This is a genomic window from Paenibacillus sp. P46E (assembly GCF_001909095.1).
GTDB lineage: Bacteria > Bacillota > Bacilli > Paenibacillales > Paenibacillaceae > Paenibacillus_AQ > Paenibacillus_AQ helianthi.
Window position 1 is genome coordinate 69,807 of sequence record NZ_LVYZ01000003.1, and the last position, 26,935, is coordinate 96,741.

25 protein-coding genes are annotated in these 26,935 nt (G+C 49.8%); 6 read left to right on the top strand and 19 right to left on the bottom strand.

Going from position 1 to position 26,935, the window contains the following annotated elements; all coding sequences use genetic code 11:
• Positions 1 to 104: 104 nt before the first annotated feature.
• The gene (locus tag A3849_RS02970; RefSeq protein ID WP_074108079.1) at positions 105 to 401 is read right to left on the bottom strand and encodes a YuiB family protein; all 297 of its coding nucleotides are present in this window, start codon (positions 399 to 401) and stop codon (positions 105 to 107) included.
• A gap of 221 nt (positions 402 to 622) precedes the next feature.
• Between A3849_RS02970 and hemQ the strand changes: the two genes are divergently transcribed.
• Entirely contained in the window at positions 623 to 1,381 is a 759-nt protein-coding gene (gene hemQ, locus A3849_RS02975; RefSeq protein WP_074110112.1) for a hydrogen peroxide-dependent heme synthase, read from the top strand.
• 96 nt (positions 1,382 to 1,477) lie between these two features.
• Here the strand turns inward: hemQ and A3849_RS02980 are convergent, their stop codons facing one another.
• The gene (locus A3849_RS02980) at positions 1,478 to 1,759 is read right to left on the bottom strand and encodes a hypothetical protein (protein ID WP_074110113.1); all 282 of its coding nucleotides are present in this window, start codon (positions 1,757 to 1,759) and stop codon (positions 1,478 to 1,480) included.
• A gap of 1 nt (position 1,760) precedes the next feature.
• Positions 1,761 to 2,954 carry an NAD(P)/FAD-dependent oxidoreductase gene (locus A3849_RS02985; RefSeq protein WP_074110114.1) on the bottom strand — a complete coding sequence of 398 codons (1,194 nt, stop codon included), beginning with the start codon at positions 2,952 to 2,954 and terminating at the stop codon, positions 1,761 to 1,763.
• 322 nt (positions 2,955 to 3,276) lie between these two features.
• Between A3849_RS02985 and A3849_RS02990 the strand changes: the two genes are divergently transcribed.
• Positions 3,277 to 4,251: an NAD(P)/FAD-dependent oxidoreductase gene (locus A3849_RS02990; RefSeq protein ID WP_074083873.1), complete on the top strand. Its 975-nt coding sequence runs from the start codon at positions 3,277 to 3,279 to the stop codon at positions 4,249 to 4,251.
• Between the two features lie 132 nt (positions 4,252 to 4,383).
• On the opposite strand, the gene sda is transcribed toward A3849_RS02990, so the two are convergent.
• Positions 4,384 to 4,527, bottom strand: coding sequence for a sporulation histidine kinase inhibitor Sda (sda, locus tag A3849_RS02995; protein WP_042217282.1), 144 nt, complete (start codon positions 4,525 to 4,527; stop codon positions 4,384 to 4,386).
• 326 nt (positions 4,528 to 4,853) lie between these two features.
• Positions 4,854 to 5,516, bottom strand: coding sequence for a YheC/YheD family protein (locus A3849_RS03000; RefSeq protein ID WP_074083853.1), 663 nt, complete (start codon positions 5,514 to 5,516; stop codon positions 4,854 to 4,856).
• Between the two features lie 335 nt (positions 5,517 to 5,851).
• Here A3849_RS03000 and A3849_RS03005 point away from each other — a divergent pair, with 335 nt between their 5' ends.
• The gene (locus A3849_RS03005; RefSeq protein WP_074110115.1) at positions 5,852 to 6,193 is read left to right on the top strand and encodes a DUF805 domain-containing protein; all 342 of its coding nucleotides are present in this window, start codon (positions 5,852 to 5,854) and stop codon (positions 6,191 to 6,193) included.
• Between the two features lie 75 nt (positions 6,194 to 6,268).
• Entirely contained in the window at positions 6,269 to 6,478 is a 210-nt protein-coding gene (locus A3849_RS03010; protein ID WP_074110116.1) for a hypothetical protein, read from the top strand.
• A gap of 281 nt (positions 6,479 to 6,759) precedes the next feature.
• Here A3849_RS03010 and A3849_RS03015 read toward each other — a convergent pair whose 3' ends face one another.
• From A3849_RS03015 to A3849_RS03035, 5 genes are all read right to left on the bottom strand, one after another.
• Positions 6,760 to 7,488, bottom strand: coding sequence for a class I SAM-dependent methyltransferase (locus tag A3849_RS03015; protein WP_074110117.1), 729 nt, complete (start codon positions 7,486 to 7,488; stop codon positions 6,760 to 6,762).
• Between the two features lie 41 nt (positions 7,489 to 7,529).
• Positions 7,530 to 8,072 carry a DMP19 family protein gene (locus A3849_RS03020; protein ID WP_074110118.1) on the bottom strand — a complete coding sequence of 181 codons (543 nt, stop codon included), beginning with the start codon at positions 8,070 to 8,072 and terminating at the stop codon, positions 7,530 to 7,532.
• 14 nt (positions 8,073 to 8,086) lie between these two features.
• A complete protein-coding gene (locus A3849_RS03025) occupies positions 8,087 to 8,494 on the bottom strand; it encodes a DUF7674 family protein (RefSeq protein WP_074110119.1) in 408 nt (135 codons plus the stop codon).
• Positions 8,495 to 8,536: 42 nt separating this feature from the next.
• Positions 8,537 to 9,175: a hypothetical protein gene (locus A3849_RS32685; protein WP_074110120.1), complete on the bottom strand. Its 639-nt coding sequence runs from the start codon at positions 9,173 to 9,175 to the stop codon at positions 8,537 to 8,539.
• 267 nt (positions 9,176 to 9,442) lie between these two features.
• Positions 9,443 to 10,729, bottom strand: a complete 1,287-nt coding sequence (locus A3849_RS03035) for a Gfo/Idh/MocA family oxidoreductase (RefSeq protein ID WP_074110121.1) — start codon at positions 10,727 to 10,729, stop codon at positions 9,443 to 9,445.
• Positions 10,730 to 10,892: 163 nt separating this feature from the next.
• Here A3849_RS03035 and A3849_RS03040 point away from each other — a divergent pair, with 163 nt between their 5' ends.
• On the top strand, positions 10,893 to 11,756 hold the full coding sequence (locus A3849_RS03040) for a helix-turn-helix transcriptional regulator (protein WP_074110122.1): 864 nt from the start codon (positions 10,893 to 10,895) through the stop codon (positions 11,754 to 11,756).
• Positions 11,757 to 11,773: 17 nt separating this feature from the next.
• Here the strand turns inward: A3849_RS03040 and A3849_RS03045 are convergent, their stop codons facing one another.
• From A3849_RS03045 to A3849_RS03070, 6 genes are all read right to left on the bottom strand, one after another.
• Positions 11,774 to 15,505, bottom strand: coding sequence for a sugar-binding protein (locus A3849_RS03045; protein WP_074110123.1), 3,732 nt, complete (start codon positions 15,503 to 15,505; stop codon positions 11,774 to 11,776).
• A 19-nt stretch (positions 15,506 to 15,524) separates the two neighbouring features.
• Positions 15,525 to 16,868 (bottom strand): FAD-dependent oxidoreductase, encoded by a 1,344-nt coding sequence (locus A3849_RS03050; RefSeq protein WP_074110124.1) that lies wholly within the window; start codon positions 16,866 to 16,868, stop codon positions 15,525 to 15,527.
• A 64-nt stretch (positions 16,869 to 16,932) separates the two neighbouring features.
• Entirely contained in the window at positions 16,933 to 18,990 is a 2,058-nt protein-coding gene (locus A3849_RS03055; protein ID WP_074110125.1) for a glucosidase family protein, read from the bottom strand.
• A gap of 46 nt (positions 18,991 to 19,036) precedes the next feature.
• Positions 19,037 to 19,891, bottom strand: coding sequence for a carbohydrate ABC transporter permease (locus tag A3849_RS03060; RefSeq protein WP_074110126.1), 855 nt, complete (start codon positions 19,889 to 19,891; stop codon positions 19,037 to 19,039).
• Entirely contained in the window at positions 19,885 to 20,856 is a 972-nt protein-coding gene (locus tag A3849_RS03065) for an ABC transporter permease (protein WP_074110127.1), read from the bottom strand. The genes A3849_RS03060 and A3849_RS03065 overlap by 7 nt, the downstream gene beginning before the upstream one ends.
• A 24-nt stretch (positions 20,857 to 20,880) precedes the next feature.
• Positions 20,881 to 22,485, bottom strand: a complete 1,605-nt coding sequence (locus A3849_RS03070; protein ID WP_074110128.1) for an extracellular solute-binding protein — start codon at positions 22,483 to 22,485, stop codon at positions 20,881 to 20,883.
• A gap of 262 nt (positions 22,486 to 22,747) precedes the next feature.
• On the opposite strand from A3849_RS03070, the gene A3849_RS03075 reads away from it, so the two are divergent.
• Positions 22,748 to 25,054 (top strand): helix-turn-helix domain-containing protein, encoded by a 2,307-nt coding sequence (locus A3849_RS03075; protein WP_074110129.1) that lies wholly within the window; start codon positions 22,748 to 22,750, stop codon positions 25,052 to 25,054.
• A 179-nt stretch (positions 25,055 to 25,233) separates the two neighbouring features.
• Here A3849_RS03075 and A3849_RS03080 read toward each other — a convergent pair whose 3' ends face one another.
• From A3849_RS03080 to A3849_RS03090, 3 genes are all read right to left on the bottom strand, one after another.
• Complete coding sequence (locus A3849_RS03080) at positions 25,234 to 25,500, bottom strand: hypothetical protein (protein WP_074083843.1); 267 nt, start codon at positions 25,498 to 25,500, stop codon at positions 25,234 to 25,236.
• Between the two features lie 115 nt (positions 25,501 to 25,615).
• Positions 25,616 to 26,020 carry a DUF6933 domain-containing protein gene (locus tag A3849_RS03085; RefSeq protein ID WP_074110130.1) on the bottom strand — a complete coding sequence of 135 codons (405 nt, stop codon included), beginning with the start codon at positions 26,018 to 26,020 and terminating at the stop codon, positions 25,616 to 25,618.
• Between the two features lie 45 nt (positions 26,021 to 26,065).
• Complete coding sequence (locus A3849_RS03090) at positions 26,066 to 26,494, bottom strand: GNAT family N-acetyltransferase (protein WP_074110131.1); 429 nt, start codon at positions 26,492 to 26,494, stop codon at positions 26,066 to 26,068.
• Positions 26,495 to 26,935: the final 441 nt, after the last annotated feature.

Sequence of the window (26,935 nt, forward strand, 5' to 3'; positions counted from 1 at the left end):
TCCATTGCTGGCGTGAACAGATAAATGCTTATATTCCAAGAAAAAACGGCCCTCCATCCTTAGGTAAGGACAGCAGCCGCTCTGTATGCGCACGAAACCCTTCATTAGAACATTTTGTAGCCGCCAAGCCTGAGCTTCTGAATCGTCCAACCGCTGAGCACTGCTCCAGCCAGACCCGCAATACCCGTGAGGTAATCCACGACATGGAAGGTGGACAGATGCTCCCACAGGCTCATGGCGCTCCGATCCCAGATCGAATAGACGACCACAGGCAGAATTACAAGGACAAACAGATAGGCAGGGAACCAGGTAGTCTTCATTAACATGTTAAGGATAAAGCCAATGCCAAACATCATAACAAAGAACAAAACGGCCAGAACAAACACAGGAATAAACCCCATCGTACCGCCATCCCCTCTCTCTATAAAGAACCGCACAGCAAACCTTAATTAATAGTAAGTTTACTAGAAAAAATGTAGCGAAGCAATGAACATTATCTTCATTCCGGATCTTCACACGGCAAATCCTGGAGCTGGGCGTTTGCTCTGCCTGCCTGCATGCGATACAATGCAAATAGATTAAGCGGATGTACATATAAACTTATGCTAAGGAGTGAGAATACATGAACGAAGCCGCGTTGACACTGGAAGGCTGGTATGCCCTGCATGACTTCCGCTCGTTGAACTGGACAGCCTGGACGGCTGCCGATGACGAAGAACGTGCTGTTGCCCTGGAAGAACTGCATGCCTTCATGCAGGAATGGGATACAGTCGAGGAAGCCAAGGAAGGAAGCACCACAGTGTACTCCATTGTCGGCCAGAAGGCTGATTTCGTGATGATGTTTCTGCGGGAAAGTCTGGAAGCGCTGAACCAGCTTGAGACCGCCTTTAACAAAATCGCCTTTGCCCAGTATACTACCAAGTCCTATTCCTATGTCAGTATCGTTGAGCTCAGCAACTATGCCGCTGGCGGAAGCGCTGGAGACGGCAGTGATCCTATGCAGAATCCGCATGTAGCCGCCCGTTTGAAGCCTGTTCTGCCGCAAATGAAGCATATCTGCTTCTATCCGATGAACAAAAAACGTGAGCTTGCCGACAACTGGTATATGCTCGATATGGAGAAGCGCCGCGAACTGATGTATTCGCACGGATTAATCGGCCGCGGGTATGCCGGCAAAGTGAAGCAGATCATTACCGGCTCCGTCGGCTTCGACGACTGGGAATGGGGAGTCACCCTATTTGCCGATGATGCGCTGCAGTTCAAGAAGCTGGTCTACGAGATGCGCTTTGATGAGGTCAGCGCCCGCTACGGTGAATTCGGCCCGTTCTATGTCGGCAATCTGCTGACACTGGACAGTTTCGAAGAACTGCTGAAGCTGTAACAACGGTAACCTCCTGTTCCTATGCACAAAGGGTGTGTCTCCCATAATGGAGACACACCCTTTGTCATGTTCATGAAGTCATACATAATATTTGAATTAAACCGTTGATGAACCGTTTTCGTCATCCTCTTCGCTGTCTTCCTCTTCTTCACGCAGACTCTCCAGGTATTCAGCCGTCGCCCGGTCGCGGGCCCGCCCTTTATCCTTCAGCCGCTCAATCGCCGGGAGAATGAGAATGTCGATTTCCTTCTGGATACTGTAGGCGAGATCATAACGGCTCTGGTCCTCCAGATAAGATCCGACCTCAATCAGGCCATTATACCGGTCCAGCTCCTCACGCGTCAGCAGTCCGCGGACTTGCACGCTGCAGTGGCGCATCCTAGAGGAATCTTCCTTTTTTGAGGACTAGCGGAATACCGCCGATGATGAACAGGTAACGCATATCCACAACCTTCTTCAGCTGTGCTGCAGTCCAGCCCTTATATGTCTTATCGCCAACTACGGCAATACCTTGACCTTTACCCAGTGAAGCAACTGTGCCTTTGTTGCTGAAAGCAAACTTTCTCGGCTGCTGGCTGCGAATCGCGGCCACTAGGTTATGTGCGCAGCATTCACCCTGCTGCATGGCAATCTGTGCCGTTGGCGGGTAAGGGCGTCCTTCCGGATTAATCATCAAAGAACCATCGCCGATAATAAAGATATTCTCATGTCCAGGAGCCCGCAAATACTCGTCAATCTTTACCCGTCCGCGCATGGCTTCAAACCCTGCCGCTTCGATCAGCCGGTTACCGCGGATGCCGCCGGTCCAGACGATAGTCGAGGCTTTGATCTCTTCACCAGTGGCAAGGATAACGCCGCCAGGCAAGCACTCTTTGATGGCTACACCGATCTTGAAGGTTACGCCTTTCTTCGTCAGTACTGTCATCGCATGCTCTACCAGTTCAGGTGCAAAGCCCGGCAGTGCCGTAGGAGCAGCCTCCACATTGTAGATATTGACCATGCTTGGATCCACATCATATTCCTTGCACAGCGCCGGAATACGGTCAGCCAGCTCGGCCACAAATTCAATGCCGCTAAAGCCTGCGCCGCCCACAACGAAATTAATATGCTCCTGTGCATTGTTCTCATTCTTGTATTTGGCAAATTGATATTCAATATGCTCACGGATCAAACGCACGGAATTAATACTGCGGATGGTCAGCGCATATTTATCCAGTCCCGGAATTCCGAAGGTTTCAGGTTCCCCTCCAAGGGCGATTACGAGATAGTCATACGACAGCGTACCATCTTCCAGAATTACCTTTTTTTGCTGGGTGCGGATTTCCTGTACGGAAGATTTAACGAGATCAATTTTGAATTCATCAATTAATTTGGAAATGGATACCCGGGTATGCTCGATGCTGTCTGTACCTGCAGCAGGCATATGCAGATGGGTAGTGAAATAGTGATACTCATGGCGGTTAACCAGTGTCACATCTGCTTCATTATAGTTCAAAGCTTTCTGCAGCCGCTGCGCGGTCAGAATACCTCCATACCCCGCGCCTAGGATAACGATTTTGGGAATACTGCTCATGTTCCGGCTCCTTCCAACAGGTGAATCTGTCTATGTGTTATTTTTTGTAAAAAATTTCGGTTTATTTTGTGAATTTATACACTTAAATTCAGAAGAATTTCCAATTAAACTTAAAGGATTTCTAAAATAACCATATCCATTGTAAACCTTAGTATCGTTTTAATCAAATATAATCATACAGCAAAATGTCACATTTTTCTTCGGAAATCAAGCCTTTGCAGGTCGGTGCCACAATGTTTATAATGTTAGATAAGCCAGTATGGCAATTTGAAACTATCAACTCGGAGGTGTAATATTCGTGACACAAGAGCAATCCGTTCCTATGAGCGATCTTTTAATCATAGGAGGCGGTCCGGCCGGGATGTTTGCCGCCTTTTATGGCGGGATGCGCCAGGCATCGGTAACCCTTATTGAAAGTATGCCCCAACTGGGGGGGCAGCTTGCTGCTCTTTATCCTGAAAAATATATTTATGACGTGGCCGGCTTTCCAAAAGTCACCGGTCAGGAGCTGGTAGATAACCTTTCCCGCCAAATGGAGCTGTTCCAGTCCGATATCCGGCTGGAGGAGAAAGTCGTTTCGCTTATCAAGCAGGACGAACGCCATTTCGTTATCACTACCGATAAAGCAGAATATCATAGTAAGGCAGTGATCATTACCGCAGGGGTTGGTGCCTTTGAACCGCGACGTCTGGAACTTCCGGAGGCTGCGCGTTTTGAGAGAGCCAATCTGCATTATTTTATAAGTGATTTGAATGCATTCAAGGGGAAAAAGGTGCTGATCAGCGGTGGCGGCGACTCTGCGGTGGATTGGGCACTGATGCTGGAACCCATTGCTGAAGAGGTAACCCTCATTCACCGCCGGGATAAATTCCGCGCTCATGAGCACAGTGTAGAGAACCTCATGGCATCCAAGGTCAATGTAATTACGCCTTCAGAGATTACAGAGCTGCACGGCGAAGAATTCATTACCAAGGTTACTTTGTCCCATATCAAAACCAAAGAGACACAAGAACTTGAAGTAGACAGCGTAATCGTCAATTTCGGCTTCGTCTCCTCACTGGGACCGATTGCCGAGTGGGGCATCGACATTGAGAGCAATTCCATCGTGGTTGACTCCCGTATGGAGACGAGCATTCCAGGGATCTTCGCTGCCGGCGATATTACTACATATCCAGGCAAGCTGAAGCTGATTGCTGTAGGATTTGGAGAAGCGCCTACAGCAGTGAACAATGCCAAGGTCTACCTTGACCCGGAAGCCAAGCTCTCTCCGGGGCACAGCAGCAATCTCAAGCTCTAACGGAACATCCGCTTCCTATTGACCAAATAAAAGGGTATCCGTTCAGGTTGATTGACTTCAATCTGAAAAGATACCCTATTTTGTGATGCTTGCGGTTTGAATGTAGGATCTGCTGCAAAGGTGTCTCTGCGTCTAATGAAGAACCGCATGAACTGGAGAGTGTAAGTTCCGTTTGCGAATTTCAGCGAGCAGAAGAGCGATGAAATCATGCTCTAATTGCAGTTCTATTGCTCTATGGTAAGAGTCCAAGAGCATCTCATCCGACAATTCAACCATAACGTTCACCTACCTTTCCTTTATTTGGATCTGAATCTATCATAGCAAACTATCATTTTTCGAACAAGCGTTCCTACTATCCACAAGCGACTGTGGAAATCCTGTGTATAAGATGTTAGTAAGGCCCTGGAAGTCATTCACTGTACAGTGGACGATGGGGATAAGAGTTATACACAGGTCTCATCCGCGGGAAACGGGTCTGAAATATTTTTACATTGTTCATAATTTCGTGGAATTTTTTATCATTTATTACCTCGTGAACCACACAACTAATCGCAATTCTATCGTATTATTATATTTATCGTCAATTCTTAAAAATTGCTTAATCATTTCGGACGGGTATTTACTTCCAGAATCCAGATTTTCCCCCGTTGATCTACTGCATAATCAAACCCAAGTTCACCGATCCCCGGAAAATGCCGCTCCAGCAGTTCTATGCAGATCAGGGTCAGACGACGCATCTCTGCTTTTTTGGCAGAAGTCCTAACCCGGGGCAAGGATCTTCTTAACCCCTCCCGGCAGCTTAACATCGTGCCCCCCTTACAGAGATTCGTCACGAATAGCCCTGGCCGGGCCACTCTTCCGACCATAGCACGAAACTCCCAATGATCCCCGTTCTTCACCACCTTGACCCGATAATCAATAGGACGTCCATCAATCCGGGCGAGTGAGATACACTGCTGCATTAGATATCTGCGTTTGACCTTAAACATGTCCAGCGCGCGTCTCATGGATGAGAAATCCCGATACATTCTTGTACTGTGCATATGTGTGAATCCATATGCCCGGCTGCTACGGAACACTTTGATTACCCCGTAACCGCCACCGCCGACAACAGGTTTTATTACGACCGAACCGTATTTACCCAGCATCCTTAACAACCCAGCAGCGCTATATTCCATCGTTCTCGGAATGTAACCGGCAACCCGCGGATCGCTCAGCAGCGCCTCGGTTTTCAGCCACTTGCTGGCCAGTTGTCTTCCCGCCATTGTTCTCCCACTCCTTTCACATTCCCCAGCCTACCCTATACTTTACTCAGAAAAGCTCCCACCCTCCTGTATGATTGTCCGTGTAAGCAGGCAGACATGGCAAAAAAGGGCATATAGCCGCGGGGCTCTATGTCCTGGTATATCCATTTATGGGATGCACCGCTCAAGCCGCAGATTCCGACAAAGACTGCCTTACGGTAATCGACAGCAATCGCCTTAAATAAGCAAGGACGCATAGAATGTCAGATGATCTGGAGAGCGCTGCTATCATATTTCGTTAAAGCTGTGCCGATAAAAAATCAATACATAATCATACAGATTAGGGAGTTGGGTCAATGCAGTGGTACATAAAAGCATTAAAAAACTATAGAGGATTCACAGGGAGGGCCACCCGGACAGAATATTGGATGTTCTTTCTGTTCAATATTATCTTCTTCATCGCTTTGGCATTCCTGCAGGAGATGCTTGGAATGATTCACCTCCTGACGCCGCTCTATTCGCTCGCCATGTTTTTGCCGGCTTTGGCAGTTCTGTTACGAAGACTACACGATTCCGGAAAGAGCGGTTGGTGGGTTCTGTCCTGTTTGATTCCCATGGTGGGATTCGTTATCTTAACTGTTTTTGCTTGTCTCCCAAGCGAAGGCAACAATAAATACGGGTCTAATTTCAATTATTAGCATTACGAATCCAGACATTTTTGCTGGAAAATCCTTAAAATTCATTGTATTATGGCCTGGAGGGGAGGACTCTTCATGGCAGAGCTTTTTGAAGTGCTATACTGGCTGGCAATGGTGGGTATGACAGTCGTTCTGGCGGGAACTACGGTTCTTATTGGGGCACTGGGCTTCAAATTCATCAAAGACCGCCGCAGCGCCCTGGGTGCAGGCTGTATTACCTTTTCTCTGGCTTCCGCCGCGCTGGTCGTCTTTATGATTAATTTCAAATTCATTATCCCTGCATGATTGAAGGATTCTTTCCGTTCATTGCCTTTCCTGTACTGCCCTGTCACAGAGATTCTTCTGTACAGGGTTTTTACTATACTCTATGAAAAGCAGAACGGATGGCTTGTGCAGATGGACAGCTTAATTCGCTGATATTACCGTGAGAAGACACCTCAAACAAACTGAAGTTCATTAGTGGTCAGATTTGAGCTTTTTACAGAGTCAGCTTGGGTCCGTCTAATTCTACCTTCATGGAAGGATAAAAGAGCGCCTTTACCTCCTTATACTGCATAGCAGCGAAGTTATCCCTTCGGGTGTTTTCTCCATAGGCTTGCCCACAGAAAAGGAACGCCGAACACTGCGTCATTCTCCGTACATTCTTTCATCAAACGGATCTCCACCAGCTCAAAATATCCGCTTAAGATTTCGCTTAATTTCTCCTGGCTGTACGCTTGTCCGCCATGCATGCTTCGGTCCCGGTACACATCCCAGTCGCTTAATTCCATGGCTCCTCCCATTTCCGTAAACCCGGGAGCATAACAAGTTAATCCAAAATACCCCCCGTTCTTCAGCGCATGATGGATCATCTCAATATATCCAATTCGCCGATGGGGCCACAGATGATGAAGACAGCCTGCATCATAGACCAGATCATATTCAGACTCGGGAGATAGCTCAAAAACCGATCCGCAGGTAAAGTTCACCCCAATATTCTTTTCAGCTGCACGTTCCTTCGCCCACGCAATGGCTTCTTCCGAAAGGTCGATTGCATCCACATCAAAATCATGAAGCGCCCCATAAATCGCATTCCGTCCAGGCCCACAGCCCAGCTCCAGCATCCGCCCGCCATGCAGTATCCCCGATTCTACATAAGAGACCAAATTTTCATCCGGCTTATCTACAAAAAAGGGAATCCCCTTCGTTCTGTCACTATAGAATTTGTTCCAAAACTGGGCGGGCTCTCTCATTAGCGAGTCCAGCATGTTGAGTACATCTACATTAGTTTTGATCGTTTCGGGCATTTTGTGCATCTCCTAGATTAGATTATTTCCTTCCCCTCAGCTAGACCGTATCACCAGCTATACTTCTTCAGTTCTTCATCAAGCAGATCTCTGTTCGCAGAAAGATAGCCAACCAGATTATCAAAAATATTGCGGTCAGGTGTATTCAAATACAGGGCCTCGGACAGCCTGAGTATTCCATCTAATACTTCTGCATTCAGGATGTACCGGTCTTGAAAGCTGCTGATATCATGCAGACCAGGAGATTTTATTCGCTGAGCCGGAGTGGTTTCAAGCTGCTGGTAGATCTGCTCTAAAATCTCCGCATCTTCGGATGCGCCAATATGCTGAAGTGCTTGAATAGTCTCCAGCAAATACCGGCCGGATGAATTCTCCAGAAAGCCCAGGATGCCATTCATCGTGAGTTCTGTATCCAGATCGATCAGCAGCATAATCTCCCTCAGGAATCCAGGTGATTTCAGCACATCCTCCCGGGCAGCCGCATTCTCAGGCTCATAGATGTTGCTGCATACCGAATCAACGATTTCTTCCGATGAGAGGGTTGAAGATTCTTTAGGAAACCATGTATTGATATTCGTTTTCGGGTTACTCATCATCGTTCCTCCAGTCAACTTATGAATTGCGTATTGTTGATTTTGTTATATTCCATCACTAATTCACTATATTGATCTGCTTTTTTCTCTAGCATCCACTCAAATAGAGGCTGGACCGCTTCGAAAATATCAGGTTTAATCCAGTATGGGATGGCATTGCGTGTGATTTCTTTTTCCACTAAATGCTCATAGAAGCCTACAGCAATTGCATTGAACAGGTAGAAGCTTCTCTTCTCCTGCTTAAAACACCATTCCGCATAAGCATAAATCTTGTCAAGCTCTTCTATATTATTCATCTCGTGAGCTTTGACTACCTTAATACGTAGTTCTATTAACAGCGAATATATCGTGTCATCCTTTTGCGCAAAGTAAAATCTAGCATCATAAAACAATTCCAGAGCCTTTCTTCTCCAAGTGCTCATAGTACCCTCCATTTTATTCCGACCATAGGCGCAACATCAGAATCATAACGCCTCCTTGCCTAGGCTAAGTAAAACCATATCCGGAAAATGCCCATTCCAATATTCTTTCATTGTTCTAAGCACTTCAGTTTGGGCAGTCTCGGATAATCCGTACCCCGTAAAATCCCTCTGACTCCAATAGGGATAACTCGTGAATATATGCTGCCAATGCTTCCTGATCTCACTGCAAAAGTCCATAGCATTGCGCTCCAGTATATTTTTCCATATAATCAACTGCTGGGCTGCACTTTGGTTCTCAAAAACAGGCTCCCCCGGAATCAGACCCACAAATTCGGTACCGTAGTAGGCATCAACCACTCGGATTGGGCCAAAAATATGGTGATTGAAGTCGTCCATTTCCTCAGCAGGTATCCAGAGTTCTAGATGATGTCTGGCTCCTACAACATGTTCTTCATACTGATCAATATAAGGACTGGGTACGTCAAATTCAGTTACAAATCCGGCATAGCCGGAAAATAGGTCCTTGGTGTTCCATTCTCTCGCGATTTGATCAGCATACGGCTTATTAAGAACAGGATAAAAAATCGGTTGTTCCGGTAATCTGGGAGGAAAGCCTCCGAGGTGCAGATCGAGTATTCGCTTCATTTCCGTGAGGCCGACGGGCCGGTATAAGGTTTTCATATGAGCTCCTCCGTTATTATCCTGCCTTCAGAACGTTATCCACACTACAATTCAGTATATCAGTCCCGCTAAAAACTGGAAACCGGATGAGACCAGACAAGCAGAAACGGCTTCGCCGCCCTTTTAAGGACGGTAGCCGTTCAGAGAGAAATATAAGGATAGGCAACTTATTGCGTACACATATAAATTACGGATTACATTTAAAAAAAGCCTCCAGATCTGTGCACCTGAAGGCTCTACTATATCTATTTCTTCTATTAAATTAAATTAAATTGAGATCAGGTCCTTGATCCGGACCGGAAGCCCGGTGCGGATGGCTTGGTTGGCAGCAATGCCGGTCATGATGGAGCGGGCTCCATCCCGGTGGTCAGCTGCCCGGTGGTAGATGTCCTCGTCCGGGGTTCCGAACAGATCATTCAGCAGCACCGGATCTCCCCCGCCGTGACCTCCTGCTCCTTCGTCCACTTGGACCTCATAAGGCGCATCAAACATGGGATGGACCACAATATGCTTGCCCTCCACGGCACCTTCCAATGACCGGTCACCTCCGGCATTAACATAGGATTTCTCTACTATACTCATTTCGATTCTTCCTTTGGAGCCGTTAAAAGCGATCCGGTAACCTTCCCAAGGCATATAGGCATTTAGCGAATAGGTGAGAATGGCTTTGTTACTGTACCGGACCATTACTCCCATGGTGTCCTCGATGCTGATGCCGTCGCCGAATACGCTTTGATCCCGCTGGTAGCCGTCATCCGCCTCCGCATCCAGATACATCTCTTTCAGCACGGGATTCTGATCCAGATGCAGGGCGAAAGGATCTTCCGAGGCTGCCGGATTGCCGGTGCCACGCTGGTAGAATGAAGTTACGCCGCGCCGTTCGGCGTTCTCCCGGCCGTAGAATCTCAGATCACCAAAGGCAAATACCGTCTCCGGCTCCGCACCGATCCAGAAGTTGACCAGATCGAAATGATGAGTCGATTTGTGGACAAGCAGGCCTCCGCTGTTACGCTTATCCCGGTGCCAGCGGCGGAAATAATCCGCACCATGCTGTGTATTCAACAGCCATTCAAAATGGATCGAATGCACATCCCCGATCACCCCGGAAGAGATCAGCTCGCGGGCCTTCGTGTGATGCGGAGCATAACGGTAATTGAAGGTAACCCGCACCTTATGTCCTGTTCGCTCCACAGCATCGTATATCTCTTTGCATTTCTCCACATCGACGGTCATCGGTTTCTCCGTAATGACATCACAGCCCAGCTCAAGCGCCCGGATAATATATCTGTGATGCGTCCGGTCCACACTGGTAACAATGACGATGTCCGGCTTCTCGTTTTCAATCATCTCATCAAATTGTTCAGTCAGGTAAGTACGAACCTGCGGATATTCATAGGTTCCCGAGAGAACCTTATTGGCATAATCCATACGCGTCTGGTTCACATCGCAAAAAGCCGTAAGCTCTGCGGAATCCCTGTATTCCTTCGCAATGGCTTCATAGAAGAATTGTGCCCTGCCCCCAATGCCTACCTGTACATAACGTTTCTTATCCAATTTTCTTTCGCCTCCTATAGTTCATCCTATTTGTTGGCTTTCAGTCATAGAGTAACACAATATTTATATGGGTTCTCTGCAATTATCGCTCTTTTTACCCAATACCCCGCTTATTTTGCTATAATAGCTGCATATGCTATTTTCTATATGAGGAGAGTTGGGTATGGACATTGGGCAGGTGCCGGATCAAATTAGATTTGACCTTACAGCTTCCCGGAATGGACTTCAGATAGAGTTCGACAGGAATGATTTTCACACCATGACGGAAACCCATTTTCACCGTGAATATGAACTGTATTATCTTTTTTCAGGTGAGCGGAATTACTTCATCCATGACCGCAGTTTCACCGTGCAACCCGGAGATATCGTGCTAATCGGCTCGGATATAGTGCATAGAACCTCCGACGCCGGCATACCCGGCTACGAAAGAATGCTACTGTATTATGATCCTGCCTTCTTCGACGGATTCTCCGCAGAACATAAGCAGCTGCTACTGTCTGTATTCTCCCATGAGTATCCTATTCTGAGGCTGAAGCTGCAGCAGCGCCTCCCGCTGGAGGCGCTGCTGCTGAAACTGCTCGGGGAGCTAACTGAAGAACCTCCAGGCTATGAAATCCATGCGGTCAATGCGGCGACCGAGCTGCTACTGTTCACGGCCAGAGAATTGCTCAGACAGGAGCCGTCTGTTCACTACGAGCCTACACCGGTGCAGCAGAAGATCACCGCTATAGTCCGCCATATTCATGCCAGTTATGCTGAATCTCTGGAGCTGGAAGACTTAGCTTCCCGCTTCTATATTAGCAAGAGCCATCTTAGCCGCATGTTCAAGGAAGTTACCGGCTTCGGATTCAGCGAATACGTCAATCTCACAAGAGTCAGGCAAGCACAGCGCTTATTGAAGGAAACCAGAATATCGGTCACCTCCGTTTCCGAGCAGTGCGGCTTCGGAAACTTCTCCCATTTCGGTAAAGTGTTCAAGCAGCTGAGCGGAGTATCCCCACGCGAGTACCGCTTGTTCAACAGCTAGAGTGGCGGCAGCTTGCCTCAATCCCCGGAACCGGGAAAGTCGAGGCTGAACAAATAAGGGGTCAGCGGCTGCAGCTCAATCGTCTGTCCAGCCGTGCTCTTTCCGGTGATCAGATCCGGGAAGCCCACGGCTCTGGCACCATTCCTTTCGATGGACACCGTCACCGCATTCGGACCATAATTGACCACATTCACCAGCGTCCGTCCTTCATATTCCACACTTCTCCACTCCACACTATATACAGGCTCACCATCCGCCGGGTCCAGGAGCATAAGCTGCTGCGGGTTGATGTTCTGCAGGATCGGCAATAAAAAGTCCCTGATCTGACTTGCAGTCCAGTCCGCTGCCGCTATCTTGTCGGCATGTGCGAATACATAACTTCTGTCCGCGGCAGAGAGCGGTGTGCCATGAGGCGTAAGCTCCAGAGCATGTGAGCCGATCAGCAGCACCCGACCGCCCTGCTCCATGAACAGCCTGATCCCGCTCAGCGTTGCCGGATTAACCCGTGACGCATTAGGTACGATCAGCAGCTTGTAGCTGTCTAGTCCTCCTGCTTCCACCTGCTTCTCCGAGACATACCCTGCCTTATATCCGCTGTAGGACAGAGCCTCGTAAGAACGAAGCGACACCGCCGAGTAATCCCCGGAGAAAACTCCCGAGGCGGTTGAATAGAGAATGGCCGCCTGCGGCTGCTCATTCTGAAAGGCGGTCACCTGTCCGGCCAGACGGTTCAGGTCCAGGTTGGTCCGCCCGGCCTGCACCACCGCGTCCGGGCGGTGCAGGATGCTGCCTTCAGCGCTGGCAGCTTCATTGTAGGTACGCTCCCAGATCCAAATTGCGGAGCCGCCCCTACCGTGGATGGCGCTCTGCCACAATACGGAGCGGACATGCTTCGCCTGTTCCGGGGTGTACATTTTGTCACCGTCGGCAATTAGGTGATGCTCCGAATTGAAGATCGGTGCCTGCTTAAAGGAGGACTGGAGATCATAGAAACTGAGCTCTTCCATAAAGCCCTTCGGGCCTTCATTAATATAGTTCCAATTGTCATTGCCGTTGATCTGGCTGAATTGCGAGAACCGCTCGATATCTACACCCCAGGACAGGCTACCTCTGGGGTCGCCCATAATTTTGGCCTGTACAGGCAATTCCGGAGCGAGTTCATGAATAATGCCTGCCATCCACTCATGCCATTTGGCGAAATAGTCCTGGTTGAACAGCACATAATCATAAGAAAGTGGAGAAGCGGTTACATTGTCAGGCATCGCCACCTTCGCGAAGGAGGCGTAGGTCGTGCCGTAAACACCGTTGAGCTGCGCAATACTGCCGCCATATACTTCCTCCAGATATTCTCTCCATGCCGGCAAGGCATAAGGGTCTTTATTGGCCTGATAAACGGATTCGTTGCTGAGTGTAAGACTCTGCAGGGAATCATAATCTTTGATGGCGGGAATCAAAGCCCGCAAATAATCCTCGATGATATCTTTGGCCATAGGACGGAACAGTGAGAACTTGATAAAACCATTGTTCGCCACCTTCAGCTCCGGCCATTTCGCGAGTGCCCAGTCCGGGAAATAATGCGGGGAGATCAGAAGATTGACCGCCACATCGTAATCCTCCGCCCGCTGGAGCACGGGCTTCAAGTCAGATTCAATTTTCTGTGTCGAGACTACATACTCCTTCTCTGCGGAATAACCGCCCAGATCCTCAAAGCCAGGATTCTGCACCAGATTGACTGTACTCCCTGACTTGACGACACTGAGGTCGTCAAGCCAAACAGTGCCCGTGTTCTCGGATAGAATAACCAAGGGGTAGGATACCTCGCCTGCCGCCGTGGTATATTCGAAGCTCACCTCACGCCAGTCATAGGTCCCGCTAGGAAATGATAGCCGTTGTTTCCAGCCGGTTCCGCCGGGAAACCAGACATTTTTGGCATTGTCGCCTTTTACCCATACTTTAAATTCATAAGTCGTCTCCGGCTCTACCTGTAATGTCTGGCTGACATTGATGAAGACATTGGACTGGCGCGGCGAAGCATTGGATATCTTCAGTGAGTTGTTCCCCAAGTGCCCGATCCCTTCCACAATGGTAGCTGTGGCGGAGACCCCGCCGGAACGGTTAACTGTATAGCGGTTCACGAAATCCTTGTTATCCAGAATTACATCTCTTGGCCCCATCTCCATCTGAATCACGTTGGCTCCGAGATCCTGAAGCTTCGGGATATCTCTCTTCACCTGATTAAAGTGGCCGTAACCCGTGAAGAAGATCGGCCGTTCTTCCGTGAAGCCTGTGCTTCGCACCTCTGTACCGCCGAGGAAGGAATAGCCTGATATTTCCGGACGCCCGGATACATATCGCGGAGCGGATTGTGGTGTAAGACTGCCGTCCAGGTATCCCTCTAGTTGCGTTTGCGCTTCATTGAAAAGCGTCTCCAATCCTGCGGCCACATATTGCGCTCTGCCCAGTCTGCCCTGCCGGATGTCTTCCTTCCCATATCCGACGAAGTCTTTGATGACGGTGTAGTTGATCCGTTCATAATCAGTCGACAGCCCTTGCGCCTCACATTGTAGCAATAGCTGCTCCAGACCGGGGAGCTCTGCATTCACAGCGTCCAGCATGGCTTCGATCTGAACAGGAGCGATGACGGCTGTAACCTTCAGCTCCTGACGCTTGCCGGTAGGAGCTCCTTGCTCGGTCAGTGTGAATTCAAGCTGATGCTCCCCAGGCTCCGCCGTGCTGAACGGTAGAGTCCATTCGGCAACGGAACCTCCAGGAAGCGTGAAATCTTCTTCCACACCGGACAGTCCGGAGGACAGATGAAGGCTGCGGACCTCCGAGGTCCAGTTCACCGCGTATACCGAAAAGGACACGGTGGAATTCACATTGATCTCTTTAGGTCCTTCCACCCAGAAGCTCCAGGGATCGGCGGAAGGCACCAGGTACAGTACCGCGTGATCAGCCGGACTTTTGGCCTTGCCAATGCCGGGTGTCCATTCGATCCACCCTCTCCGACCCGCCCCGTCATTGTCATTGAAGAGCAAAGTGAACGGAAGCTCACCATTCCCGGGTATGGCGGCAGAGATTGTTGTCCACGGCATTCGCACCTCGTAGAAGATGTCCTGCCCGGACTGGGTTGCGGCGGCTGTAATGCCCTCCGCTCCCTGAGCCGCCCCGCCTTCGCTGAATTGCCAGACATGGGCTTGACCGTCCATATAATTGATGGCGTATTCCGGCCCGTAGGTACCTCCGGGGCTGAAGGCAAACTGGATGCTGTCCCCTCTCCACATCGTGCTGTCGGAAACAGGCGTATGCACATTGTCCGTCACCTTCGCCGCCCAATAGAAATTGTCCGCGTCATATGCCAGATAGACACTGGCGGATACATCTGCCGGTCCTCCCCAGCCGCTGACCAGGATCTGCGCGTCAGCTTCGGGCAAGCGGACCTCAGTATAACCAGCCCATTCGTCAATAATGCCATCTATTGTAATGCCATTCTCCACTTCCAGCACCGGAGCATGGCTATGGCTGCCAAAGCTGTTTCTGAGCGCTTCCCAGTCTGTAATCACTGGAGCGGGCTCCCCATATACCGACAACGACGCAGTGGCAGGCAGTACGCCTGTAGAAGGCGTAGGTCGATTCTTTGAAATCGCTTTCAATTGTTCTCCGTAAGCAGCAGGGGGAAGGCCCCCTGCTGCTATGGAGAGGATAAGCAAGAAACATACGGCCAGAAGCACCAGTTTATCATTTCTCATCTTATTTCTCCTTTCAATATTATAATGAATTGTTTCTCTGAGCAGGTCCGGCGGGAAGCGGAATCCGCTCCACGACGCCTTCCGTAAATTGACCTCTCAATTGGAGCACATAACGAATATGCGAAGATTCGATCTCTCTTACATCATTTCTGTGCTGCAGGACACCAAGTGCGGCTGCTACACCCGCTGCTTCACCGATTGCACTGACCGAAGCCATAATCCGATAGGAACTATGCGCCTCATGCGTACCACTGATGCAGCGGGAGCTGAGCAACAGGTTGGAGCAGCCTCGCGGGATTAATGACCGGTAAGGGATATGATAATAACCGTTCCCGGGAATACGCTCCAGCCTCGTCGTTCTGCCATCCGGGCTGTGAATATCAAGAGAATAAGCACATGCGGCAATCATGTCCGGAAAATGCCTTTCACCCAGACAATCCTCCTCCGTCAGCATATATTCTCCGGAAATACGTCTGCCTTCCCTCACTCCAAGCTTCGGCGCGATATAGTCCAGCTTCGCCTTTCTGAACGCCGGATGGCCGGTAATCGCCTCGAACAGCTCATTCGCCTGCCTGGCCCCCTCCTCCATACCGCGTGCCAAGGATTCAGGCCGGGTAGGGTCCACTCCCAGCACGGAGGTGGAATTGAACAGCACCGCCTCCCCGTCCGGATAAGGGAAGCAGGTAATGCTCTGCCTCGGATTGCGGGTCCCGCCGCGGGCTTGCAGTTCTTCATAATAGGGAAGCAGCTCGCGGCGCAAGGAATGAATGGCCGACCATTCAAGGATATTCGGGTTCTCAAGCTTAGAGGTATCCAAACCACTGACCCGGAAGGTGGCTGTAGCAGACTGCATTTTTCCGTCGCCCGTCCGGCCCAGTTCGTATTCCATCCCCGCCATCGCGGACAGGTTGCCGTCCGCCGTGGCATCCAGAAATATCCGGGCGGCCACCTCCGTAGCCTGGCTGCCCTGCAGATGGAGGTGCTGAATCACTCTGTCCTGCACAGCCGCCTGTGTAACCTTGCATCCGGTCCACACCGTCAGAGCAGGCTCGGCCGCCAGCAGCTTCCTGTAAGTTGCTTTGAGCACCAATTCATCATAAGTGGGAACGCGCTGCTCGCTATAGTGGGTATAGGCGGCCGGGAATAGTTCCCTATGAATGCCGCTGGTGATTGGACGTCCATTGGAATCCCGGAAATTGCAGATCAGCGAGACACTGGAAAAAACTCCGGTTCCGCCCACCTCATCTGCCTCTTCAATCAGCAGAACGCTTGGGGACATCCTGGCAGCGGCCAGTGCAGCCGTAATGCCTCCGATGCCGGCACCCACCACGATAATATCGAAATTCTGCCGCAAGCAGGTCATTTATTCAACTCCATTCATTCAATGAGGTACCCTATTTACAGAAATAAACGTCATTTCAATGTTGTTACCCTTTGCCTGCAGGAACAATCTCCACGCGGCTCGGAACTCCGCTGTAGATGACTTCTTCATCACGGATGATTTCACACCAGCCCGGACTCAGCTGCAAGTCAATGACATAACCCCGGAAAAAGAAGCCGGAGAACCGGACATTCCCCTCTGCCGGCGGCTGTGGATGAATCCATAGACTGCCATCCAGCTGCGGGTCCAGACCGGCCATGCCGAACAGCAGTGCCTCCGCACCCGCCAGACCGGCAACCACATTGGCCCGTTTGTGCACCGGAACAGCAGGCCGGTCACAGTAATGCTCCTGCGGATAATAGGGCAAATGCTGCCCCATCCAGAAGTGGCGCTGCAGTACATCCCAGGCCAGCTCGCCTTGCCCGGATTCCCATAGCGTCAGAGCCAGCATCGGCCCGTCCCCTGTGTAAGCACCGCTCCCCGACCAGTCTGGATCATTCTGTTCATAGTGCAGTTCATCTTCGGAAGAAATGCTGCTTACGCCGTAATTGCCCAGGAAAGCGCCATCTCTGACCTGTGCGAACATGCCACGCTTCATCTCGCCGCTGCAGGCGCCGAATCGCAGGGCATCGAAATATTGAATTGAATAGATCAGCTCTTCATGGCCTCCAGGGTACAAAGCCTTGAACCAGGCCTTATCCTTATCCCACAGATGGCTGCGGATGGACTGCCGGATGCGCTCAGCCTTGTCCCGCCAATACTCCACAGGCTCATCGCAAAGTCCCAAATGCTGGGCAAGATCCGCCAAGCGGTCATAGCTCCAGGCCCGCTCGGCATTCGGACTAGCGACGATATGCTCATAGCCCGCACCGCGCATCTCCAGTAGGTTAGGCTGGAGGCCGTAATCCAGCAACTCATTCCACTGCGGCAGGCGGTTGTCGTCATATAAAGCCAGCTCGCGCATTGCAGGAAACAGCTCCGTTCCCGCGCCATGCAGTACAATGATCGACCAGGCGAAGTTCAGAAAGGACCACAGGCTGTAGGAGTAAGGTACATTGGCCCCCCTGCCGCTTGGAGCAAAGCGCGAGTGCCGGTCGATGCCGCTCTTCACCATCAGTCCCGCCAGTTCCGCCGCCTTGTCCCTGCCCAGCATCATGGCCATCGTGCGCGCCCCATAACCCCCGATATCCCATGGATAGCAGCAGATTCCGGCACCCTCAAGCCCCGAGACCACCGGGAAGGGACGGATCGCAAAATCCGGATTATCCCACAGGCAGACCAGACCGCTGATCAGGGAGCGGCGGTAATACTCTTCCAGGCCCGGAATATCCGATTGCAGAACCGGCAGCTCCCGGCAGGCTTCCGCAAGCCGCTGCTCCCAGGCGGCCGTTGTCCGATGCGCCATCTCCCCCAAGCTCCGCCCTTCATTCCCTTCGAACTTCTGTCCGGCAGAAGTAAGCACTGCTGCCAGACAGAATACGGCCTCTTCCCCTTCCTCTAACACCTGTTCCCGGCTTCCCTCACAGATCAGGGTGACACGCACTTGTTCATTCTCCCAAATTCCCTCGCCGATGTTCACAGCAGCACCAGTCCCGGTCAGCGGAGCCCCGTAATCCCATTCATCGAAGGGAACATACGCCGGACTCCCCGGCTGAAGTACCGGCTGAAAGGCCACAGGAATGGGTCTTTGGCTGCGGTTCCGTACACGCTCGGTGAGAATAAATCCATGTGCATCCGCAAGCGGCGTCAATTCACTGCTCACGGCAAGGGAAATCAGCTGTCCGCCGATCAAATGATGATATGTGCCCTGCCGCCCAATCTGATCGGGCCGCCATACCCCCTGGGCATACAGCACGCCGCAATCCCCTTTGCCCAGATTTCCGTCATCTGCAATAGGATGACCATCCGCTGTTACGAGAAGTTTAACTTCCATATCCTTGGCTGCAAAAGGCGGCGAATAGCACCCGCGCACCCCGCTGACAGTACGCTCTAGCGGAGCAGCCGTGCTGTAGCCGCTGCACACCCAGGTATGCCCGGCGGGGGCAAGACTTTTACGTAAATCAAAAGCAAATTGGTCCAGTGTATAGTTGATTGATGGTTTCATACTTCACCTCTGTCACCTGAAATTCTGTGTCACTTTAAAGCTCCATTCAGCCCTTCACCGATCCAAGCAAAACGCCTTTAATGAAATGCTTTTGTAAAAACGGATACACGCAGAGAATTGGCAGTACTGTAATCATAATCGCAGCCGCCTTCAGACCCTCCGGCTGAATATAGTGGGCAGAGTCCCCGCCTGCTAGCAGAGAATCAATCGGTGTCTGAAGCATCTGGTACAGCTTGACCGTCACGGGCAAGAGTTGGGATTTGCTGATAAAATACAAAGCATTGGAGTACGTATTCCACAGCGAAACCGCATAAAAGAGTGAAATGGCCGCCAGGATCGGCTTGGACAAGGGCAGCGTCAGTCTGAAAAAAATCGTCAGGTCCGTCGCCCCGTCAATCGTCGCGGATTCCTCCAATTCCATCGGCAGGCCTTCAAAAAATGATTTCATTACAAACAGATTGTAGGCGCTCACCAGACCCGGCAGCCAGATCGCCCAAAACGTATTGATCAAATGCAGCTGCTTGACCAGCAGGAACAACGGAATCAGACCGGTACCGAACAGCATGCTGAACATCACCATGAACGTAAAGATCTGCCGTCCCTTTAAACGCCGCTTCGACAGCGTGTATGCCGCCAAAGTGGTTGCGATCATCTGGAGTACGGTGCCAACCCCTGTAATGATTACGGTATTTTTGATGGCGACCAGAAGTTGCCCGTCGATGAACAGTTGTTTATAGGCCTGGACATTTAATTCCACTGGCCAGAGTACCACCTCACCCGAAATAATCGCCCGGCTGCTGCTCAGAGACATGGACAGAATGTTCAGAAGCGGAAACACGGTTACAAAGGCGCATAGTGCCAGGAACACATACAGTGGCGTACTCTTCAATCGATTTACCATAATCCGCCTTCACCCAGCTTTTTCACAATTTTGTTGACAGTCAGCACCAGAATCAGCCCGATAAGGGCCTGAAACAATCCAACCGCCGTCGCCAGACTATACTGGGCATTCTGCAGCCCTGTCCGGTACACAAAGGTACTGATGACATCCGACACACTGAACACGGCGGCGTTCTGCAGATTGAAAATATGCTCGAAGCCCACATCCATCATCTTACCCATCTGCAGGACCAGGAGCACGCCGATTGTGCCGCGGATGCCCGGCAGGGTGATATGCCAGATCTGGCGCAGCTTGGTGGCTCCGTCGATTTTGGCCGCTTCATATAATCCGGGATCAATGGAGGAGATGGCGGCCATATAAATAATCGTGCCCCAACCTGCGCTCTGCCAGATCGTCGACACAATGAACACAACGGGCCACCAAAAGGTACTTGTCATGAAATATACAGGGTCCAAGCCCATTGCCTGCAATGCTGCATTCACTACACCGGTAGAGGGCGACAGCAAGGAGACAATAATTCCGGCAAGCACTACCCATGAGATGAAGAAGGGCAGGTACAACAGGTTCTGCACCGTCCGCTTGAACCAGTTCACCCGCAGCTCATTCAGCAGTAAGGCGAGCAGGATCGGTGCAGGAAAAGCAAAAACAAGATTGTACAGATTAAGCAGCAGCGTATTGCGCAGGACTTGCCAGAAGTCGGCACTCTGGAACAATGCACGGAAATGCTTCAGTCCTACCCAGGGGCTGCCCCAAACTCCGTCCAGCAGGCGAAAATCCTTAAAGGCAATTAACTCGCCGTACAGCGTGACGAATTTGAACAGGAAGAAATACGACATCGCGGGAATCAGGAACAGGTACAGATACCGGTCTCGGTGCAGATAATATAACAGGCCCCGTCCCGGCTTTTGGATGCCTTTAGGGCGTATGGTTGCCGGACCGGAAGGATGCTGCAATGTTTTTTGCATAGGGATCTTTCTCACTCCTTGCTTTTATTTCAGCTTATCTTTGTTTGCGTCGTACCAAGCCTGAACCTTAGCGGTAACACTGTCTCCGTCAAGACTGTTCCAGGCCTTGCGCAACTCCTCGACCGCTTCATCCGGTGTCTGGTTTCCCATCGCCATACGGGTATTGATTTCCTTCCATTTGGTCTCAAACTGGCCGGCAATAGATGAGTATTCTGCAACAGGCGGGATATATGGAATATCCTTACGGAAGGTATACGTCTCGGAGAATTTGATGATTGCATTCTTGAGCTTAGCCATATCCAGATCATCCTGATTATCCCCTGCCCGGGTGAGCAAATAATCGGGTGTATACTGCTCCTGCTGGACCACTCTGTACTCTGAGGCATAGCCGACTTCAGTTTTCCACTTGTCATAGTCCGTTGTAACCGGAATGCCATTCTCCATCTGATAATGAACTCCTTCGGTTCCATAGGTCAGCGGCTCCCAGCCTGTATCCAGCATCCAGTCGATGAATTCCATCGCCGCCTTGGGATTTTTCATGTTCTTGTTGAAGGCGGTCAATAGATGATTTGGAACCTCAACCTCATAGCCATTCGTTCCATACTTCGTGGCCAGAGGCGGAACTGCGGCCAGCTTGGCATCCGGATTATTCTTCCGCAGATCATTAATGGTATTGTCCATATTCAGATTACTGAAATAAATACCGGAACGTCCCGTGGTCCACAGCTGCTTCTGCCGCGAAAACTCCTTGTCCGTAGCAAACTCCTTATCGACCAGGTTTTCTTTGTATGCAAGCTGGCGGAAAGCAAGCGCGTCTTTGTAGCGTTCTGTGAAAAAGCTCTGGACGAGCTTCCCGTCCTCCACAAACCATGCTGCGCTGCGCGCCATAAACCAGTCGTCCGTGATCGCCGTATACGCCGTTGACATCGCCATAGGAATCGTATCCTTCTGTCCATTGCCGTCGGGATCGTTGTCCCGGAAAGCTTTGGCTACCTCAATCAGCTCATCTACCGATTTCGGCATGGCCAGCCCCAGTTTGTCGAGCCAGTCCTGCCGGATGAAGAGGGCTGTATTGGCACGGGTAGGCCTCAAGCTGGCGATAGCATACGTTTTGCCGTCCTCCAGCGTCAGATACGGCTTCAGCTCGGGATGCTCCTCCAGGTATTTCTTATAGGTGGTGCTATACTTCTCGATGTACTCATCCAAAGGCTGAATAGCCCCTTCACCCGCCCAGCGGACGATAAAGTCACGATTAAAGGTCGTCATCATATCCGGTGCCTGATCCGATGCAATCAGCACATTGAATTTATCCGCTTCCTGATTGCGCGGGATGGGTACCCAATTCACCTTGACCCCGGAATTCTCATTGATATACTTCGTCCACCGGTTGTCCTCATAAGAGCCTTCGCCGGTCGCAACCTGCCCCCTGTCATAAATAGAAGCTGAGATTTCTTTGGGCAGCGAGGCATATTTGTCCTCGTCTGCCGGCTGTGAGGCTGCGGCTGAGGTTGGCTGTGCCGCATTGCCTGTGCTTCCGTTATTACTGTTGTTGCTGCATGCGGATAAGGATACCGTCCCGAGCAGCAGCAGGGATACAAGTACGGGTGTGATTTTGATTTGTCTGTACATTCCTTCGACCTCCAGTGGATTTGTGATAGCAAACTTGTGATGTCTTGATAAGGAGACAACCAGGTGCCGGTCTTGCAACTCAACTATAGTTCCCTGTCACGGAAGCTGAACAGTTGCAGAACCTACAATGAACTCTCATTTACCGCTGTGCAGAGACTTTTTGTAGAAAACGCTATGTCGTAATGGAAAGTGGAACCCGACTGATTCGCCATTCTGTCATATAATGTAGGTACCATCTGCCGGTTAAGGGAGCGATAGCAAGTTGAAGAGAACAATAGCAGCCAAGGTACAGCTCATTTACATCACTCTATTCGTCCTGATTATCCTCACAACCGTAGCCATCAGCTATGTAAGCTCGATCCGCCAGCTGGAGAACCAGGTGATAGGCTCCAATCAGAATGTGCTGCGACAGATCAGCAAGCGGGTGGACAGCGCCCTGCAGGAGATCGATTTGACAACCATCAATCTTTTGCGGAACAATGAGAGCCGCTCCTTTTTTGAGAGCTCTGCTTCAGATGCCCCTCAGCATCTGCTGGGTCTGTCCATGCTGCAGGATCAGCTCGGTAATATCCTGGGAGCCAATTTCAATATGAAGGCTGTGTTTCTGTATTCCACAATCAGCGGCAAGCTGATCTCGGCTTCGGATTATTACGATCTGAATTCAGCGGCCGGGATGGGCTGGATCAAGTCTTTTGCCGGCAGCGCCAAGGTCAACAAATGGACAGCTTCTCCACCGGATGCCCATAGCAGCGACTTTCTGCTTGTCCGCAATTACCCGTTTACGGCAGGGCCGAAGGACAGAAGCGGTGTTATGGTCACACAGATTAACGAAAAGAGTATCTCGAAGATGTTCAGCGACCTGCAATTTAGCGACAGCTACAACGTATTTCTGGTCGATCAGAACGGGAATATACTATCCCATAAGGATTCCAAGCTGATTCATCAGAGTATTCTTGATCAGAGCTACAGCACCCAGGTCCTTTCCAAAGAGGGCCACGGATATGTGACCGAGAAAACGGCCCATGGCAAAAATCTCGTATTTTACGACAATTCCGCCTATACCGGCTGGAAGTTAATCTATGTCGTGTCCCAACACCAGCTCAGCACTCTCTCGCTTACTGTCCGTTATATTCTCATCGGCATGTCCTGTCTGATGCTGGTTGTCACTACTATGACGACCCGATTCGTCAACCACCGCTGGTTTACCCCCATGGAATATTTTATCGCCAGGCTTGAGGAAATCACGAAGCGCACCCCCCTTGGCTTAGAAAACGGGAGAACTTCCCCATCCCTTTCCTATAATGAGCTTCATAGCAAAATAGAGCAGGTATTCACCGGATACTCCAATGCCGAGAAAAAGCTTCACGAGAGTATTCCCGCCTTGAAACTGCAGATTTTGTTCGATATTCTGACAGGCAACCGGACGAAATTCGAATTGGCGGAGCCGATGCTGAATCATGTAGGCATTGAGCTGTACCCTGAGCATTATATCGTTCTGACCATGGAATATGACAATAAGGCTATGCTAGAAAAAGTAGGGGATATGAATCTTTACCTCTATGCACTGTGCAATGTTGCCGAAGAAATGATCCGCTCCCGTCAGGGAGGGATTAAGGGGGCGGCCGTTCAGATGAATGACTTTCAGGCGGTAATGATTCTGAGCTTCAGAAATAACGGAAGTACGGAGAATACCGCTGCGGCCAAAGCCCTGGGAGAGCATTTCATGGCCTATATTGAGGGACAGTTCAAGCGGACCCTCTCTATTGGCATGGGAGGGCATTATGATCATTTTTCTGATATCCGTAAGTCTTATCTCGAGTCGGCGGCATTGGTCTCCTGCAAAATTCTGATGGGGCCAAATGCACTAATTACCTCAAGCGATGTAGGATCCTGGAACAGCGGCAGATTGCTTGAGGTATTCGAATCTATAGATGATCTTATAGAAACGGTCAAGCAGGTCAATGCGGAGAAAACCGGAGCTGTGCTGGAGGAGTTGTTCAAACGTGCGGCACGTTGCAATCTGTCCAAGGAGATGATGGTCCAGCTCTGCCTGCAGGTTATCCTGAAAGCGCTGAGGACTGCAGCCGATCCTGCTCTGAACGAACAATTCCAAGCAGAATATGAGACAGTTCTTATCCGTCTTCAGCGGTGTGAGACGCTGTACGAACTGCGGGCAGTCCTTGGCTCCCTGATGGATGAACTAATTCAGTCCATGAACGAAAAGAGAAATAATAAGAAAAAGAGTAGCGAGTTGATTGAGAGTGTTCTCTCTTATATCACGGAGCATTATAATGAAAGCGATATTTCTGTTAATTATCTGGCGGACAGATTCAACATCAGCCCCAATTATTTCAGCAAGCTTTTTAAGGAGTATACGTTCAGTAATTTTGTAGATTATCTGATTGAAGTCCGCATGAAATCCGCCCGACAGCTGTTGCTGGAAACCCCCATGAAACTGAACGATATTGCTCAGGAGGTCGGCTACACCAACTTTTCAAGCTTCCTGCGCAATTTCAAGAAATATTATGGCATGACACCCACAGAATATAGACAGATGCATTTGAAGTAATGAATATTGACTTGAGCCTTCTTCGCCTCTACTTTGCCAGCGCGCTCAGCCTCTTCCTTGGTCCGGTGGTGGCTGAGATCCTCTTTGCCGCCTAGTTATTTCAACCACCGTCTTCCCACGGAGTGGATAGATATTAAGCTTTTGCTTATCTCCGTGGGGAACACTCCTGTTATGGAACGCTAGAAGCTGCGGCTGTCCTGGATATGGATATAGTTGATACCCTGAGGGGTCAATTTGGACCCGCTTGTGTTCGCCACACGGACCGCTTTTTTACCTTTTCCACTAAGGGAGAAGCTGATATTACTGGCCAGATTGTTCTCCTTAATCTGTTCCAGTGCGCTATGATACCCCCCTATTGTTATCCCTTCCAGGTTCTCCAGCACCGGTTCTTTGCCCTCTTCAATTGTCTTGAGAATTTGATAGATCAACGACTTACTTCCGTCCATCTTCCGTTCGCCTCCTGCATCTCTATTGTGAGCGTTTACAACATTCCAGCTGCGGATACAAAGTGATTCCATTTGCATATCTATCACTTATTCGACAACGAGCATGCATTACCTCTTATTGGAAAATTATATGCAGTTTGGAATTACGGGCTGTAGACAAAACACTCACCATGTCTGTCATAGAACCCAGCACACTTCGACTATAGGTTTTTGTGAACTTGATTGCATCGGCTTTACTTACATACTCCGTAATTTTTGAATCACGGATCTCATCGGCTCGCAAGTTCTCTATCAGAGACTGGACGAATAACTGGTTAATGTTTTTAAAATGTTCCTTCTTCATTCCAAATAAAATAAAGTTATACCGCGTCTGATTGTTCATAAAAATCACGTTGTTCTTCTTAGCCATCCGGAAAACATTAGCATGCCACTTATAGAATTCATCCTCTTCTTCATTGTCCTGTTCCTCTACCAAAGCGCTAAGCTCAAAAAGCTTCTTCGTCAAAGCTATGGTGATCATGTTGGTTCTCCCTTCGTTGTCCTAATGTGTAGCTGTTTAATGTATTCATAATTTTTTGGATAGCACGACATGTTCTTGTCTTGTGTAGTCATTTTTCGTATAGGTTGCAATGGCTGCCTCATTGTTTGCGCCGGTTATTATTTTAACATCTTTAACTCCCCGGGCACGAAGTTCCGCTTCCAGAAAAGAAAGTAATGATGTCGCACACCCGCTTCTTCGCGCATTCTCACTCACATACATTTCAGTAATTTCTCCGTACAGCTCCCGATAACATACGGATTTGAAATACTGGCCGCATGCAAAACCTACCGGTGTATCTCCGCGTATGCCCAGCGCGACCAGTTCATTTGACGAAACCAGTGTTTCCTGAATTGTATGCATGTCCATTAGAACTCCGTTAAACTCATAGTTAAGCTTTGCCAGACTTTCGGCATCCTCCGGGGTTGCCAGTCTTACCAGGATTGGATTATTCATACCTGTTCAAGAACGCTCCTCTTTCACTCAGTATACAAGCATAACTAAATACTGGAACCTCCGCCGGCTTGCATTGGACGGTACAAAAAAGCCTCCAGGTACATGCACCTGAAGGCTTCGCAATTGTATATGAAGCGATAAAAGTAGTAACACACTAATCTTTAGGTGGAATTTCTCCATTTGATTAGCCGAAAACTGTTGTGAAGCAGCAATTAGTGGGATTTCTCCACTTCATTCAGAGGAAATCAGCAGATATGGTCTAATTGAGCTATTTTAGATGGACTTATTCCACCTAATGATGATCCAGCTGCCTAAAGTCTCGGATTAGTGGGAGTAATTCCACTTCATCCAAACGTTCATGTTGGGCGCCTCACTCCGCAGCACTAAACATCACTTACGAACGTGTCGATCAAAAAATCAAACATCATCTTCAGCCGATGC